The organism is Psychrobacter sp. CX97, from assembly GCF_057396285.1.
Genome location: NZ_JBXYJE010000006.1, coordinates 18,613 through 33,638 on the forward strand (window position 1 = coordinate 18,613; position 15,026 = coordinate 33,638).

Below are 15,026 nucleotides of genomic sequence, written 5' to 3' on the forward strand. Positions count from 1 at the left end.
GTAACGTTTATTTTCGTTTAAGCTTACTCGATAACGACCATGAGGCATCAGCGCGCAATTGAGCAGCTTGTTCGCTGTTACTTTTACCTAAGCTACTCCATTGCGGCTTCCCACGTGCTTTTTTCAGCTCGGAGGGCAGCTTATTAGCCTCCCAAGGTGGGTTAGTGTGTTCTTGTAATTCTGCTACTGGGCTATCAGGTGTGGCAGCATGACCACGATGGCGTAGTGATGCTAGTAAGTCAACAGAACGGGTCGCTAATAGCGTTAAGGTAGCAGGGTCGATGTATAATCGTTTTACCCCTGTGATTTTATCAGCGATGCTACTGGTGTTTGACAGTAAACCACCCGCAATACCTCCAATCGCTGCCCCCAATCCCATGGTTGTTCCCAAGGCAGCGGCATCTATACCAAGCCCTAATAAAGCCCCTGCCGCTGCACCAGAAGTAGTCCGAATGCCGTAGCTTTTTAATAATTCAGGGTCAAAAGGGTCTTGCTGATATTCGTGTAGCTGTAGGGGCGTAACTACAGCAGTATTGTCATAAAACTTATAGAGATTCATAAGTTTGCTTTGCATAGCACGCTCTGATTGTCGCACTGCTTCTTGCATTTCATTCAACACGGGTAATGGGTCGTCATCTTCATCAATTTCACGCACATAGGCAGCAACGTTAATTAAAAAGTCGGCAATAATAATGGTAGCTTGTTCATAAAGCTGTTCCCAATCGGCGCGTCGACGCTCAATCAATCTATGAAGTGTTTCAGGATGAGTCAGCATGGTGGCAAGATTCTGCCAAAGGGTCATTTCATCCTCAAACTCAAAAGCCACTGAATCAAAACGAGTGGATATATGCAGGTTACGACGTGCTAGCATGTTTTGCCACTCGGTAATATTAGCATCTTGATCACTGGTAAAATTAAACACCGGCATCACTGGTATTGCCGCCCAAGATAAAATGGTTAACTCATCTTTATATTTACCGAGTACAGGTTCGCGTGCATCGATCACATAAATAGCCAGATCGCTTGTCAGTAATTGCTTGATGACTTTGGCTTCTTGCGAATAATCATTATTAGCCGTCGTTAACGTCGCGCCATCTGATGTACTTTTAGCAATGTCACTGGCTAAAAATAGTTGTAATCTGTCAATGCCATCGCGGCGACTGGCGGTATTGTCCTCCAGCCAATCCATTACCCCTGAGGCATCTTCTAAGCCTGGGGTATCAAATAAAGCAACGAGCGTTTCGCCAGTCTGGCTATCACTAATTAGGGCGCGTTCAACATGACGGGTAGTGGCTGCTTCGTTTTGAACTTTACCAAAATACATATCACGGAGTAGGGTACGAAGAATAGAGGTTTTACCTGTATTGGTGTGACCTACCACAGCCAGCCTTAATGGCTCATCCTTGGCAAGCGTTGTTTTTGCTGTCTCCTTAATCATTTCTGACATACTTTTTTGATTACTGGCGGTATGAGTTTCGGCTATATTGGCAGTGCCATCCAATGCTAAAGCTTCGGTCATTGCGGTGCTGTGAGTAGCATCATTATTACTAGGAGCATTCGCACTACTATTAGCACTATTCTCTACTTGCTTTGGCGCTGTATCTTTTGCAAAGGCTTTATCGCTGAATAAACCACCAGATGGTTTATTATTAGTTTGATTCGTCATACGTGTCTCAAGGTTTCAGTTATTAATATTAATAAATAGCTTGAATCTTTTACCAGCCTAAATATTTTTCAATTTTTAAGACATTAAGCCAATATTACGCTCTGCCAGTGCAGTTTGCCATTGGTCACGGCGTAGTTTTTTGTTTTTTAATTTGCTTTCATAAAGGTCGCTGTTTTGAGTGCTTTCGCTACTTTGTTTCATGGTGCTACTTTCATTATTATTGCTATCTTCATCTAACAACAGCACAATCAGACCTTGTTTGGCATGAGTGGCTATGTTATCTAGCTTACGCATCGTACCGCGGTCAGGCAATGCTTGGACATGTAGACCAAGTAACACTTGAACATCATTGTTATTCAAGTAATCAATCAATCTATCCATATCATCACGGGTGTCTACAATACCAAAGTTATGAACCTCGATACTGTCATCAAAGTGATACCAATTTTGGTTGGCATACGGATATTCAAGTAAGGCCACTAACTTTTTGCCTTTAGTGATTTTTGCAATGGGTGCTACTGGAACCACTTTTTCCTCAAAATCATCTGCATCAATTACTTTACGTTGCCAAAAGCTAATTATTTTTTGATAATAAGGCAAATTAATATCCAATCTCATCTTCTTACGAGTAAACATCAGCGTACAAAATACCCAAGCAATGGCTCTAGGCACAATGCCGTACATCAGTAAACTACCCACCAATAAGCTCGCCCATTGGCGGGCAATACTGAGGGGCATAACTCCTGTAACCAGTCTACTTTGCACAACTGCATCGGCATCAGGTACATTAAAACCAACCAAACTGGGTAACCAGCCAAGCCAATGCGTTAAACTCATCAATGCCTCGTTTGAGAGTATGGTTGATTCCCAGCTAAAGCTATATTGACGCACAACCAGTAAAAATATAATCGCAAATAGCATACCAGTGAGGGTGGCAAGCCAAAGCTGATGGCTGAATTTGCTTAAATACCAGCGCATACCGGTATGCTGTAATTGGCGCTCGTACAAATTTACTGACGCTTGCGTAACATCATCCTTACCGCGTATCAATGCTTTTGGGCTAATAAAGCTCGAAAAAATACTGGGAGACTGATTGCCACGATTTATAATGGTTAAAACCAACCAGCCAAGCAACATAAGTGTATGAAAGCCGAGCAGACATACCAAAACATAAAAGAAGTTAACCACATTGGCTTGTAGCAGGGTAAACAGACCTAGAAACCCTGAAATACACCACACAATGCTCAGTATCAAAATAATGCCTTTAATACGCCCATCTATCTTGTTAAGAGTGCTATTTAAATTGCCATTACTATCAATACGCTGGGCACGCCTATGCAACTTTTCGATTGGCGAGCCCGCTTCATCCTGCATTTTTTCGGTAATCAGCAGTGGGTCAGTGGCAAAAACATGGTTGTTTACTTCAAGCTCTCGCACCAGTTCGGTCAATTGGTCTTGTTTTGATAACATAGGTAGCGTTGTGTCCTATAGCATACATTGGTTATGCATTAGTTATGGTTAATTTATACTAGACTTTATCTTCATTGCCAGTAACTTACATTTTATGGGTCAAATCGACCACATTATCGCTAAACTGGGTTTGATTTCCAGCGTATATACTTTTTCCATTCAAAATGATTCGCATACGGCAATAATTTATCTCATTTTTACCCTTATCCTCTAAATGAGGATAGTTTTTAGATGATATTGTACTTAAAATTAATTGATTTTGTTGTTTCAATATATTCCAAGGACAGGACGGTATATATGCTGAATGAATAGGGGTGGTAACCATTCAGTCAATAAGAACATAAGGATTAACTGAGTCACTAAGATGGCAACTAAGATAGTAGCTAAGATAGTAACTAAGATAGTAACTAAGCAAAATATAAGCCAAAAAGCGAGGCAAAGCGTAAACCAGACTCTAAACTATTCAGTAAACTAATTAAGCCATTACAGCATCAAGGGTGAGTATGCTGTTAAGGTTTTATCTTGGTTATATAAGCAAATAGGCCAAACCAAAAATTATGGCGGCTGCTATGACATACAGTAAGACGGTTAGCGGCTTGAATTTATTTAATTGGGCCTTTTTGAGTTTGGTTTTACGTTGTGCATCCAGCACCATATTAATATGTTCCAGCCCATCTTCAAGGTAAGGGGCACCTTGAGTGACAAAACCCAAAGATTGATAAAATGCAATTAAGTAAGTCTGCGCCGAAATAAAAATGCTGTGTTTACGGTAGTGACGGCGACAATGTTGAATTGCCTCAGCCATAATTTGACGTGCTAAGCCTTTACTGCGATGTTCCAGCAAGACTAAAACGCGACCAATAACCGCCATTGGCTTCTCATTCAAATCTTGTTTATGGGTGTACTGGGGGGGAATAATTCGGCAGTAGCCAATTAGTGACTTATCTTGATGCGCGACCAAGTGTAGAGAGTCGAAGTCAACCTCATCAATATCTTGATAAACGCATTGCTGCTCAACAACAAATACTTGTGAGCGAGCCTGTAGAATATAATATAAATCAACGGTGGATAAGGCACTGAAATTTTTAATTGAAAAAATAATACTCATAAAATACATCTTAAAAGTTATTGCGATTTAAAATATTTACAGGGCAATAGAATTTAAGTCTTTAAGGTTTGACTAATTTTATCGAGATTTAAACTGTCAGACATGGCATTAAATATTTCATAATATTTACCACGTTGGGCGTATAAGGCTTCATGGGTACCCGTCTCCATGACACGTCCTTCCTCAATAACGACTAAATCGTCAGCATCAATAATTTGAGAGATATTATGTGACACAATAATCACCGTTCGATCTTTTTTAATTAAATCTAAACTTCTCTTGATTTGTTGGCTTGCTATGGCGTCTAAACTTGCGGTCGGCTCGTCTAAAAACACAATAGGCGGGTCTTTTAAAAACATGCGTGCTAATGCGATGCGCTGCTGTTGACCACCCGATAGAGACTTGGCTTCACTATCGTACCCTTCAGGTAAGCCCATAATTTGTTCATGAATTGAGGCTTTTTTTGCAGCGGCTATAATCTGATCATCGGTGGCATCCATATCACCATAGCTGATATTTTCTTTAATAGTTCCTGAGAATATATGGTTTTTTTGAAGTACCAAACCAATTTGTTCTCTTAAATCCTGAGTACTGTAATCTTCTAAATTGCGTCCATCTAGACAAATAGTACCGCTACTGGGTTCGTAAAATTTAACCAGTAAATTAATAATGGTACTTTTACCAGCACCACTAAGACCAACTAAAGCGGTAATGCGGTTAGGGTGTATCTCAAAGCTAACATCATGTAGCGCTTGCTTACCGTTTGGATAACTAAAATCGACATGCTTGAGCTCAATGTGTCCCTGTAAATCTTTACAGGTTAGCTCGCCAGCTGTTTCAATTTGCTCGTCATCTTCAACGATTTCAAAAAAACCTTCTGCATAGGTTAATGCGTTATTTATTTGGTCATAAATTCGGTGCATCTGGCGAATGGGTGCCGCGACGTTTTGAAATAGCATCACATGAAACATAATCATGCCAATGGTCATTTGATCGTTTAACACAAAGTAGGCGGTCAAAACAATAATGACGACCACCCCAATCTGCTCAATAAAGCTTTTAATCGCATCGTAAATAAATGCAATACTGCGGATTCGCAGCTGGTTTTCAGTCATGTCCTTTTGAACGTCAAAATGCTTTTTTGACTCGATAGGCTCACGTACAAAGGATTTAATAACGGTAATGGAGTTAATCAATGAAATTATCATGCCGCTTTTGGCTTCGCGGAACTGACGCATTTGGCGGCGAAAACCTTGTAACCGATTGGCCTGCTTTTGGCTGACATAAAAATATATAGGCACAATAATCAAACCGACCATGCCAACCCAAAAGTTGGCATTAAACATGATGACCAAAGAGACGATTGCCGTAGCAAATAATGGCAACATATCAATAAAAAAGTTTTGTACTAAGCTGGTTAAGCTGCTGACACCTAAGTCTATTCGGGTTTGCAGCTTACCGCTGTCATTCTGTTCACTGGTATAAAATGACATACGATAGGTCAATATACGGTCAACAACTCTTTGCGATAAATCTCGTGATAAGTTAATACGAATTCTTTCGCCAAAATAACGTTGACCAAAGGATATTCCAGCGTTCAACACCTCCTTTATTAAAAGCACCACACTTATTACAGTCAATAACTGTATACCTCTTGCCAAAGGGTAGGGGAGGCCGGCAATATCGGTTAACGTATCTACGGTGTATTTTAGGACGAACGCATTAACCTGAGCGGTAAATGACCCAAGAACGGTTAATATCAGAGTAAGAATAATAAGCGGTCGATATGGTTTTGCAAATCCGGCCAGTTTTTTTAATATCGACCATAGCAAAGCGCCCCTTTCAGTTTTTTTAGTAGGCGGCTTGTTATCAAGTGGAACACTACGTGGGGGAGTAGTCATATTTTATCTATAATTTAATTACCAATTTTGGCGCTATGATTTGTTTTCATGGGCAGCGATTTACATTGTATTGGTAAGAAGGGCTAAACCTCCTTCAAAATGTGTCTTATTTCTAGTTAATATACTACAATTTTCTTCAAGATCATTTGTGTTTGACCCTAATTTATTTCATTGTACCTTCATAATCTAAATGAGAACATCCTCTAGTGACTAAAAAAATTAGGGTTAAGAAAGACTTATTTCTTAACCCTAATTAAAAGTATTAAATCATATGATGTAAGCTCAATATCAATATATATTAACAACTTAGTGCCAACCAACAAGACTCTGACAAGTGATTTATATTGGTTATTAGAATTAAATAAAATGACCATTCAACTCAATTTTGTATTGTATTGATGATTCACTTTATTATAAAAACTCCCTAACTTTATTTTGTGAATACAGGTTCTTATTTTAATAAACGCTTTTGATTAGCTTGTACTGTTTTTGCATAAGGGCTGATACCTTTATTCATGATTTTAATTGTCTCTTTATCAATATGTTTATCAAAGTCATTGAAACCCTCAGGGTTGCCTAAAATAAACCTTTGATAGTCATACATCCATTGACGTGCCAACGTCATTTGTGAGGATATAATCTGCGAGTTCACATCACTAAAAGACTTCAAAAAAGCTTTTTGCTTCTCTGCAATCATGGTATATATTTCTTGTTGTGATGCAGTAGAGTTGATTGGAGAGGTAGAAAGCATCCAAATACGAGAGGCTATAACCTGTGGAACAGCAAAACACATAGCAATAGTTTTTCGTTGTAGTTTTAATGTACGTGCTGAATTAATAAGCATATTTGCCTCAATTTAAATAGATTAAGATAAAGATAGTTGTTTGTTAACAATAAACTTAAACTAACTCAACTACGATTTTAAGTAGTGAACCTCATTGATTGACATCCGTTATATCAGTACACGCAATAATAGGTAGTATATTCTTTCTACTTCATTTGTTCGGATATAATAACTCTCAATACTGTTTGGTTTATGAAGATTTTGTTAACTGTTTGCAAAGCTATGCCTATAAAATTATTTTTGAGTAATTAGTTTTACCCAAACCATAAATCTTAATAAATATGACCTATTTCATGATAGTTAATCGCAAAAGACCTCACTACGCTGTGTTAGTGAGGTCTTTTAATACGTGTTATTACAGTAGTCTTGTATATAAACCTGATAATTCGATTAAAAACTATCGGCTGGTACGTAAACCTCACCAACCATAATACGGCGTGCTGAACGGCTCATAGACACTTTTTTGGCTTGCCATCGGCCCTCTACTAATTCTGTTTTACCGCCGACCAATAGGGTACCTGAAGGATGCCCAAACCTAACTTCCTCTAAAGAACCACCACCGGCAGCTTCATTGACTAAAGTACCTTGCGTGGTTGCTGCTGCTGCAATGGCTACTGCTGCTGTACCCATCATTGCGTGATGTAGTTGACCCATACTCATGGCACGCACTACTAGATCAATATCAGCAGCATTGACGTCTTTGCCACTTGAGGAGGTATAGCTTTGCGCAGGTGCCACCCAAGCGATTTTGGGAATATGTTGGCTACTTTGTGCATCAGACTCATTGTCGAACACACCCATCGCTACGCCACCTCTTGCTCGAATTTTCTCAAGCTTTGCCAGCGTAGCACTATCACTATTGATATCGCCTTGTAATTCGGTGCCGGTAAAGCCTAAGTCTTCCGCTTTCATGAATATAGTAGGGATACCAGCACTAATAAACGTGGCTTCTACTTTGTCAGACTTTAATCCGCATCCCGAAACATCAAAATCATCGACTAAATTACCTGTAGGGAACATATCACTCGATGAGTCTACTGGGTCTATAAACTCAATTTTGACTTCAGCAGCAGGGAAGGTAACGCCATCTAATTCAAAATCGCCCGTTTCTTGAACCTGCACTTTACCATTTTCATCTTTATAAACAGGTACATGAGCGATAATAGTTTTGCTGATATTCTGTTGCCAAATGCGTACCTCGCAAACCCCATTCTCATTATTATCACTGATACTTTGGTTAACTCTTTCAGCGTTAACTAAGCCCATATTAATGGCGCACGCACCAACGGCAGCTGTCAAGTTACCGCAGTTGCCAGCCCAATCTATCATTGGCTTGCCGATATTCACTTGTCCAAATAAATAATTGACATCATGGTCTGCTACATCAGATTTTGATAAAATCACTGTTTTAGATGTACTTGATGAGCCATTGCCTAGGCCATCAATTTGCTTGCCATAAGGATCTGGACTACCAATAACACGCAGTAGAAAGTTATTACGAGCGTCGCCAGCCACCTGACAGCGTTCTGGTAAGTCACAGAGGTTAAAAAACACGCCTTTAGAAGTACCACCACGCATATAAGTAGCGGTAACTGGGATTTGCGGGGTAAAACGTGATTTAGTCATCAATAAATCCTTTTTATTTGCTTTTGATACTAGGGTCTTTGAACATTCAAAAATGAAGACGGCTGATAGCTAAAATGGTTCCAAAATAGGCATAGAAAACAGCAGAAGTGGCATTGTTTGTGTTTTTTTTGCAAACGTATATGGGGGACAACCTCAAATGATAATCTACCCTAAAACAATAACCGACCCTAATCTAAAACAATAACCGACCCTAATAATGATAACGACAGGCAATTATGGTTAAGTAGTCATCATCAACGGCATACACTAAGCGGTTTGTTTCGTCAATTCGTCGCGACCAAAATCCAGAGAGACTCTCTTTTAAAGCTTCAGGTTTGCCAATACCCTCAAATGGGGTGCGCTTGCACTCGATAATAAGTTTATTAATTCTTTTTAATGTTTTCTTATCTTGAGTTTGCCAGTATAGATAATCTTTCCATGCGGCGTCTGTCCATGCCAGCTTTCTATCCCTCACTAAACGTCCCACCAACTAGGTTTTCATTATTCAACCCATCATCAATTAAGTCTAGCTCTTTTATATTTTGAGATTTATATTGTGCAATAGATTCGGCAAGATGTGCAGCGTTAGCTGGAGATTTTAATAAATGCACGGTTTCTATCAAACTATTATAGTAATCTAAGGAAATAACAACCGCATCTTCAGCATCGCGGCGAGTAACAATGGTTGCATCAGCGTCTTCTACTACGGCATCTAAGACATCTTTTAGGTGTTGCCTAGCTTCTGAAAAAGTAACTACTCTCATATTAATTTTCCTGATAAATAATTTGTCTAATAAGTAACTTGTACAATATATAGTACATATTATGTCATAGTAAATACAGGATATATAGCATTGGTTATAAAAAACGCACAAACACACTTAATTAAGGTATTCGTGCGTCATATATAGCAATCAGTAATTACTCATCAAAAATCAACTTATTTAAGTAGTTAACCGACTTCACCTGCTAAAAACTCTTTAGCAAAGCGCTGAAGCATACCACCAGACTTGTACATTTTGACTTCATCTGCGGTATCTAATCGGCAAATAACAGGTTCTTTATCTACGTCGCCATTTGTACGATGAATAACCAATGTCATCTCACCACCAGCAGACACATCGCCTTCAATATCAAATACCTCCGTTCCATCGATATTTAGAGTCTTACGGGTGGTACCTTCTTTAAATTGAACGGGTAGGGCACCCATACCCACCAAGTTTTGACGGTGGATACGTTCAAAATCTTCCGCAACCACACATTCAACACCCGCTAAGCGAACGCCTTTAGCGGCCCAGTCACGGCTTGAACCTTGTCCATAACCATCGCCTGCGATGATAATTAAGGGTTGATGACGAGTCATATAAGTCTCGATAGCTTCCCACATACGCATGGTTTGACCTTCAGGCTCAACACGCGCTAAAGAACCTTGAATGACGTTACCGTTTTCATCACGTACCATTTCATTCAACAGTTTTGGATTGGCAAAGGTAGCACGTTGCGCAGTTAGGTGGTCGCCTCGATGAGTTGCATAAGAATTATAATCCTCTTGAGGCAGTCCCATTTTATCTAAATATTCTCCAGCTGCACTGTCTGGCATAATAGCATTAGAAGGTGACATATGGTCAGTTGTTATGTTATCACCCAGTACAGCAAGGGGACGCATACCTTTAAGCTTATTAGCTTCAGCCATTGAACCTTCCCAATAAGGAGGACGGCGAATGTAGGTGCTTAATTCACGCCAATCGTATTGAGGGTCTATCACAACGGCATCATGTCGTCCGGCATCGGCTTTAGCCTCATCAAACATTGGAATGTATACTTGATTGTATTGCTCAGGTTTAACCGCAGTTTTAACAATAGCGTCTACCTCAGCATCATCAAACCAGATGTCTTTTAGATAGACATCATTGCCATCTTGGTCTTTACCTAAAGAGTCTTTCTCAATATCGAAGCGTATCGTACCAGCAATAGCATAAGCCACAACCAAAGGAGGAGAGGCTAAAAATGCTTGTTTGGCATAGGGGTGAATACGACCATCGAAGTTACGGTTACCTGATAGTACTGCGGTAGAGAACAAATCACGATCGATAATTTCTTGCTGAATATCTGGGTCAAGCGCACCACTCATACCGTTACAAGTCGTACATGCGAAAGCAACCACATCGAACCCTAATTTTTGCAACTCTGGTAATAAATCAGCTTCTTCCAAATACAACTTAACCGCTTTTGAACCAGGTGCTAAAGAGGATTTAACCCAAGGTTTACGTACCAAGCCTTTTTCTACTGCATTACGGGCAACGATACCTGCCGCTACCATATTGCGGGGGTTTGAGGTGTTGGTACAACTGGTAATTGCCGCAATAATAACTGCACCATCAGGCATTAAACCAGCTTCTGGCTCAACCAAAGGCTGGTCGGCAGCATGAGCGATGCCGACTTGTGCCAAATCACTAGTTGAAACACGAGCGTGAGGACGAGAAGGGCCTGCAATATTGCGCACTACTTTTGATAAGTCAAAACGTAATACACGGTCATATTCGGCATCTTTCATACCATCTGCCCATAGACCGGTTTGTTTGGCATACGTTTCAACAATTTTAATCTGCTGTTCGGTTCGCCCCGTTAGGCGCAGGTAATCAATGGTTTGCTCATCAATAGAGAACATGGCAGCCGTTGCACCATATTCTGGGGTCATATTTGATATTGAGGCTCTATCACCGACCGTTAACTGACGTGCGCCCTCACCAAAGAATTCAAGATAGGCTGAAACAACGCCTTCCTCGCGCAAAAATTCAGTCATAGCGAGTACTAAATCTGTACCCGTAATGCCTTCTTGTAACTTACCCGTTAACTCTACGCCAACAATATTAGGTAGGCGCATGTAGGAAGGATTGCCCAGCATCACACTTTCAGCTTCCAGCCCGCCAACACCTATAGAAATAACCCCTAAGGCATCGACCATTGGGGTATGGCTATCTGTGCCAACCAACGTATCTGGGAAAGTAATGGCATCACCGTTTTGATCTGCCACGACCTGCACCACAGGCGACATTTTCTCTAAGTTGATTTGATGCATAATACCGTTGCCAGGAGGTACGACATTCACATTATCAAAGGCATATTCACACCAGTTGATAAAGTGAAAGCGGTCTTCATTACGGCGCTCTTCAATGGCACGGTTTTTCTCAAACGCATTTTCTTCATAGCCTGCATGTTCAACAGCCAATGAATGGTCAACAATAAGCTGTGTCGGTACAATGGGGTTAACTTTTGATGGGTCACCACCTTCGGCAGCGATTGCGTCGCGAAGACCTGCTAAATCGACAAAAGCAGTTTGCCCTAAGATATCGTGACACACCACACGGGCAGGATACCAAGGAAAGTCTATATCCTGCTTATGATAGATATGCTGAGATAACGCTTCTGTCAAGTCTTGGGGTGGGCATCGACGTACTAAGTTTTCGCACAAAACTTTTGAACTAAAAGGCAGTTTGGCATAAGCACCTGGTTCAATGTCGTTAACCGCTTGTTCAACGTCAAAGTAGTATAAGTCAGTCTCGCCTCCATCAAGCGCAGGGAGTGGCTTTTTATAGCTCTGATTCATCTTCTGGGGGTTGGTCTGAGTTAGGGGCTTTTTGAGAGGATTAGGATTTGGCATGAGAAGCTGTCCTTGATAGTTGATTCATTAGAATAGTTCATCAAAACATAGGGGTTATAGGGGGGGTAGTCTGTTTAGTTTAAGAAGGTGTTGTGCATTTAAAGATAAAGTGTTCATTCGCAGTCAATAGCTATTTATCAAGCAAGCGTTTATTAGGCAACCACGCAAGCACCCGTCCAAACACCCGTCCAAACAAGAGGAGGGCAATAATTGCTAGGGGTAGTATTAACCAAAAAACACCATAGCTAATAATCAGCCATGCTGCTATCCCCAATGGAATAAGCAGCATAATCTCACTAAATACAATATAAACGACAAGTTTACCTATAAAATCTAGCACGCGTTCTAAAGAAGATGAAAAAACCTTTTCTATCTTATCGTTTATATTGTTTACGTTTTACTCAAGATTGTCGTCTATCATTACCTTTATCTACATATCTTGAGTTTTTAGTGTAATCAAAAAATTAGCCACGCTCACTAATAGCGGGTACATCTCTTGGTTCCTCACCAATATATTCTGCACTTGGTCTAATAATACGGTTGTTAGCACGCTGCTCAAATACATGCGCTGCCCAACCCGTTAGGCGTGAACACACAAATATTGGCGTAAATAGTTTAGTTGGAATGCCCATAAAGTTATAGGTTGAGGCATGGAAAAAATCCGCATTACAGAACAGTTTTTTCTCACGCCACATAACTTCTTCACAACGTACAGAGACAGGATATAAAACCGTATCCCCTACATCTTTAGACAGTTTTTCGGCCCACTCTTTAATGATGACGTTACGAGGGTCAGACTCACTATAAATAGCATGGCCGAATCCCATAATTTTATCTTTACGCTCAAGCATACCCATAAGGCCTTTTTCAGCCGCATCTGGAGAGTCGAAGCTTTCAATAAGATCCATAGCCGCTTCATTAGCCCCGCCATGTAATGGGCCACGTAGTGAACCAATTGCACCAGTGACACAAGAGAAGATATCAGATAGGGTCGAGGCACAGACACGTGCGGTAAAGGTTGAGGCATTGAATTCATGCTCGGCATATAAAATCAAAGAAACGTTCATAACACGTGTATGTAGGTCACTGGGTTTCTTGCCTGAAAGCAAGTGTAAGAAGTGACCACCGATCGTCTCCTCATCAGTGACACAATCAATTTTGACACCTTCATGGCTGAAGCGATACCAATAGTTGATAATGGCTGGGAACGCTGAAAGCATACGATTTGTTTTATCTAATTGCTGATCAAAGCTATCTTCTGGTTCTAAATTACCAAGCATAGAACATCCCGTACGCAGAACATCCATAGGATGCGCACTTTGCGGTATGCGTTCAAGCACATCTTTCAGGGCTTGCGGAAGGTCACGTAACTTTTTAAGCTCTGCTTGATACTCATCTAACTGTGCTTGAGTAGGAAGCTCACCGTACAACAATAAGTAGGCGACTTCTTCAAATATACATTTTTCAGCAAGATCTTTGACATCATAACCACGATAAGTCAGACCAGATCCTGATTTACCAACAGTTGATAATGATGTTTTGCCAGCGACTTGACCACGAAGTCCTGCGCCTGTTAATTGTTTACCTGCTGCCATAATAAAATCCTTTTAGTGGGTTGGAGGGCATAAAAATTAAACGATTGAAAATCTTCTTAAGTTGCTAAACTACTTTTTATCAGCAAATAATTTGTCTAACGTTTGCTCGAATTCATGGTAGTTTAAGAAGTCATACAATTCCATGCGCGTTTGCATAGTATCAACAACCTGTTCTTGAGTGCCGTCGTTAAGTAAGTGCTGATAAACATTTAATGCCGCTTTGTTCATCGCGCGGAATGCTGATAACGGATATAAAACCATATCAACGCCTACTTTATATAACTGCTCAGTAGTGTAAAGGTCTGTTTGACCGAACTCAGTCATATTTGCTAATACTGGAATGTCTAAAACGTCAGTAAACTTGCGATACATCTCGATGTCAGTTAATGCTTCTGCAAAAATCATATCCGCCCCAGCTTCTTGGAAAGCAACAGCACGTTCCACTGCAGCCTCGAGTCCTTCAACAGATAAAGCATCAGTGCGTGCCATAATCACGAAGTCAGGATCTATTTTCGCATCAAGAGCTGCTTTTAAACGATCGACCATCTCACTCGTTGAAACGATTTCTTTGTTTGGACGATGGCCACAACGCTTTTGAGCTACTTGGTCTTCAATATGAACCGCAGCGACGCCTGCTTTTTCCATTTTCTTAATAGTTTGTGAAATATTGAATGCGCCACCCCAACCTGTATCGATATCGACAAGTAGTGGGGTGTCGACTGCATTCGTTATACGACTTGCATCTTCTAGAACGTTATCCAAACTGGTCATACCGAGATCAGGTAGACCGTATGAGGCGTTAGCAACACCAGCACCAGAAAGATAAATGGCTTTATGACCTACTTGAGTTGCCATCATTGCTGTATAAGCATTGATAGTACCAGCAATTTGCAGAGGTTTATTACTTGACTTTTGTTCAGTTAGAGCGTCACGAAAACGTTTACCAGCAGAGTTTATGGTCATATTTCAATCCTTGATATCTAGATATGAGGTAAGAAAAATAAAAGATTATGGATAAGCGCTTAACAGTAAGAACTTTTACTTCTTAGTATTGTTTTGATGTTTTATTTTTACCATTATTAATAGTGTTAAGCACATGCTAACTTGCCAAGCAGCTATAAATTAGCTCGCTATAAATCTTATTAAAATGAGCAT

12 protein-coding genes are annotated in these 15,026 nt (G+C 40.3%); all 12 read right to left on the reverse strand.

Annotated features, from left to right (window positions below; genetic code table 11):
* Nucleotides 1–7: 7 nt before the first annotated feature.
* The 12 genes from AC2SLL_RS06110 to prpB all read right to left on the reverse strand — a co-directional run bounded on the left by AC2SLL_RS06110 (nucleotide 8) and on the right by prpB (nucleotide 14,834).
* Nucleotides 8–1,666 (reverse strand): DUF3482 domain-containing protein, encoded by a 1,659-nt coding sequence (locus AC2SLL_RS06110; protein WP_486530801.1) that lies wholly within the window; start codon nucleotides 1,664–1,666, stop codon nucleotides 8–10.
* Nucleotides 1,667–1,741: 75 nt separating this feature from the next.
* Nucleotides 1,742–3,136, reverse strand: coding sequence for a DUF2868 domain-containing protein (locus AC2SLL_RS06115; protein WP_486530802.1), 1,395 nt, complete (start codon nucleotides 3,134–3,136; stop codon nucleotides 1,742–1,744).
* Nucleotides 3,137–3,662: 526 nt separating this feature from the next.
* Nucleotides 3,663–4,244 (reverse strand): GNAT family N-acetyltransferase, encoded by a 582-nt coding sequence (locus AC2SLL_RS06120; RefSeq protein ID WP_486530803.1) that lies wholly within the window; start codon nucleotides 4,242–4,244, stop codon nucleotides 3,663–3,665.
* Nucleotides 4,245–4,297: 53 nt separating this feature from the next.
* Nucleotides 4,298–6,145, reverse strand: coding sequence for an ABC transporter ATP-binding protein (locus AC2SLL_RS06125; protein WP_486530804.1), 1,848 nt, complete (start codon nucleotides 6,143–6,145; stop codon nucleotides 4,298–4,300).
* A gap of 451 nt (nucleotides 6,146–6,596) precedes the next feature.
* Nucleotides 6,597–6,989 carry a hypothetical protein gene (locus AC2SLL_RS06130; protein ID WP_486530805.1) on the reverse strand — a complete coding sequence of 131 codons (393 nt, stop codon included), beginning with the start codon at nucleotides 6,987–6,989 and terminating at the stop codon, nucleotides 6,597–6,599.
* Between the two features lie 390 nt (nucleotides 6,990–7,379).
* Nucleotides 7,380–8,615: a 2-methylaconitate cis-trans isomerase PrpF gene (prpF, locus tag AC2SLL_RS06135; RefSeq protein WP_486530806.1), complete on the reverse strand. Its 1,236-nt coding sequence runs from the start codon at nucleotides 8,613–8,615 to the stop codon at nucleotides 7,380–7,382.
* A gap of 211 nt (nucleotides 8,616–8,826) precedes the next feature.
* Nucleotides 8,827–9,090 (reverse strand): Txe/YoeB family addiction module toxin, encoded by a 264-nt coding sequence (locus AC2SLL_RS06140; protein ID WP_486530807.1) that lies wholly within the window; start codon nucleotides 9,088–9,090, stop codon nucleotides 8,827–8,829.
* On the reverse strand, nucleotides 9,080–9,379 hold the full coding sequence (locus tag AC2SLL_RS06145; protein ID WP_486530808.1) for a type II toxin-antitoxin system Phd/YefM family antitoxin: 300 nt from the start codon (nucleotides 9,377–9,379) through the stop codon (nucleotides 9,080–9,082). The genes AC2SLL_RS06140 and AC2SLL_RS06145 overlap by 11 nt, the downstream gene beginning before the upstream one ends.
* Before the next feature lie 188 nt (nucleotides 9,380–9,567).
* Complete coding sequence (acnD, locus tag AC2SLL_RS06150; protein WP_486530942.1) at nucleotides 9,568–12,222, reverse strand: Fe/S-dependent 2-methylisocitrate dehydratase AcnD; 2,655 nt, start codon at nucleotides 12,220–12,222, stop codon at nucleotides 9,568–9,570.
* A gap of 184 nt (nucleotides 12,223–12,406) precedes the next feature.
* On the reverse strand, nucleotides 12,407–12,616 hold the full coding sequence (locus tag AC2SLL_RS06155; RefSeq protein WP_486530809.1) for a hypothetical protein: 210 nt from the start codon (nucleotides 12,614–12,616) through the stop codon (nucleotides 12,407–12,409).
* Nucleotides 12,617–12,740: 124 nt separating this feature from the next.
* Nucleotides 12,741–13,871 (reverse strand): bifunctional 2-methylcitrate synthase/citrate synthase, encoded by a 1,131-nt coding sequence (prpC, locus tag AC2SLL_RS06160; protein WP_486530810.1) that lies wholly within the window; start codon nucleotides 13,869–13,871, stop codon nucleotides 12,741–12,743.
* A 69-nt stretch (nucleotides 13,872–13,940) separates the two neighbouring features.
* Nucleotides 13,941–14,834 (reverse strand): methylisocitrate lyase, encoded by an 894-nt coding sequence (prpB, locus tag AC2SLL_RS06165; protein ID WP_486530811.1) that lies wholly within the window; start codon nucleotides 14,832–14,834, stop codon nucleotides 13,941–13,943.
* Nucleotides 14,835–15,026: the final 192 nt, after the last annotated feature.

Coding starts and splice junctions, on each gene's coding strand:
- AC2SLL_RS06115 (WP_486530802.1), bottom strand. CDS start 3,136: ATGTTATCAAAACAAGACCAATTGACCGAACTGGTGCGAGAGCTTGAA.
- AC2SLL_RS06110 (WP_486530801.1), bottom strand. CDS start 1,666: ATGACGAATCAAACTAATAATAAACCATCTGGTGGTTTATTCAGCGAT.
- AC2SLL_RS06125 (WP_486530804.1), bottom strand. CDS start 6,145: ATGACTACTCCCCCACGTAGTGTTCCACTTGATAACAAGCCGCCTACT.
- prpB (WP_486530811.1), bottom strand. CDS start 14,834: ATGACCATAAACTCTGCTGGTAAACGTTTTCGTGACGCTCTAACTGAA.
- acnD (WP_486530942.1), bottom strand. CDS start 12,222: ATGAATCAGAGCTATAAAAAGCCACTCCCTGCGCTTGATGGAGGCGAG.
- AC2SLL_RS06130 (WP_486530805.1), bottom strand. CDS start 6,989: ATGCTTATTAATTCAGCACGTACATTAAAACTACAACGAAAAACTATT.
- prpF (WP_486530806.1), bottom strand. CDS start 8,615: ATGACTAAATCACGTTTTACCCCGCAAATCCCAGTTACCGCTACTTAT.
- AC2SLL_RS06145 (WP_486530808.1), bottom strand. CDS start 9,379: ATGAGAGTAGTTACTTTTTCAGAAGCTAGGCAACACCTAAAAGATGTC.
- AC2SLL_RS06120 (WP_486530803.1), bottom strand. CDS start 4,244: ATGAGTATTATTTTTTCAATTAAAAATTTCAGTGCCTTATCCACCGTT.
- prpC (WP_486530810.1), bottom strand. CDS start 13,871: ATGGCAGCAGGTAAACAATTAACAGGCGCAGGACTTCGTGGTCAAGTC.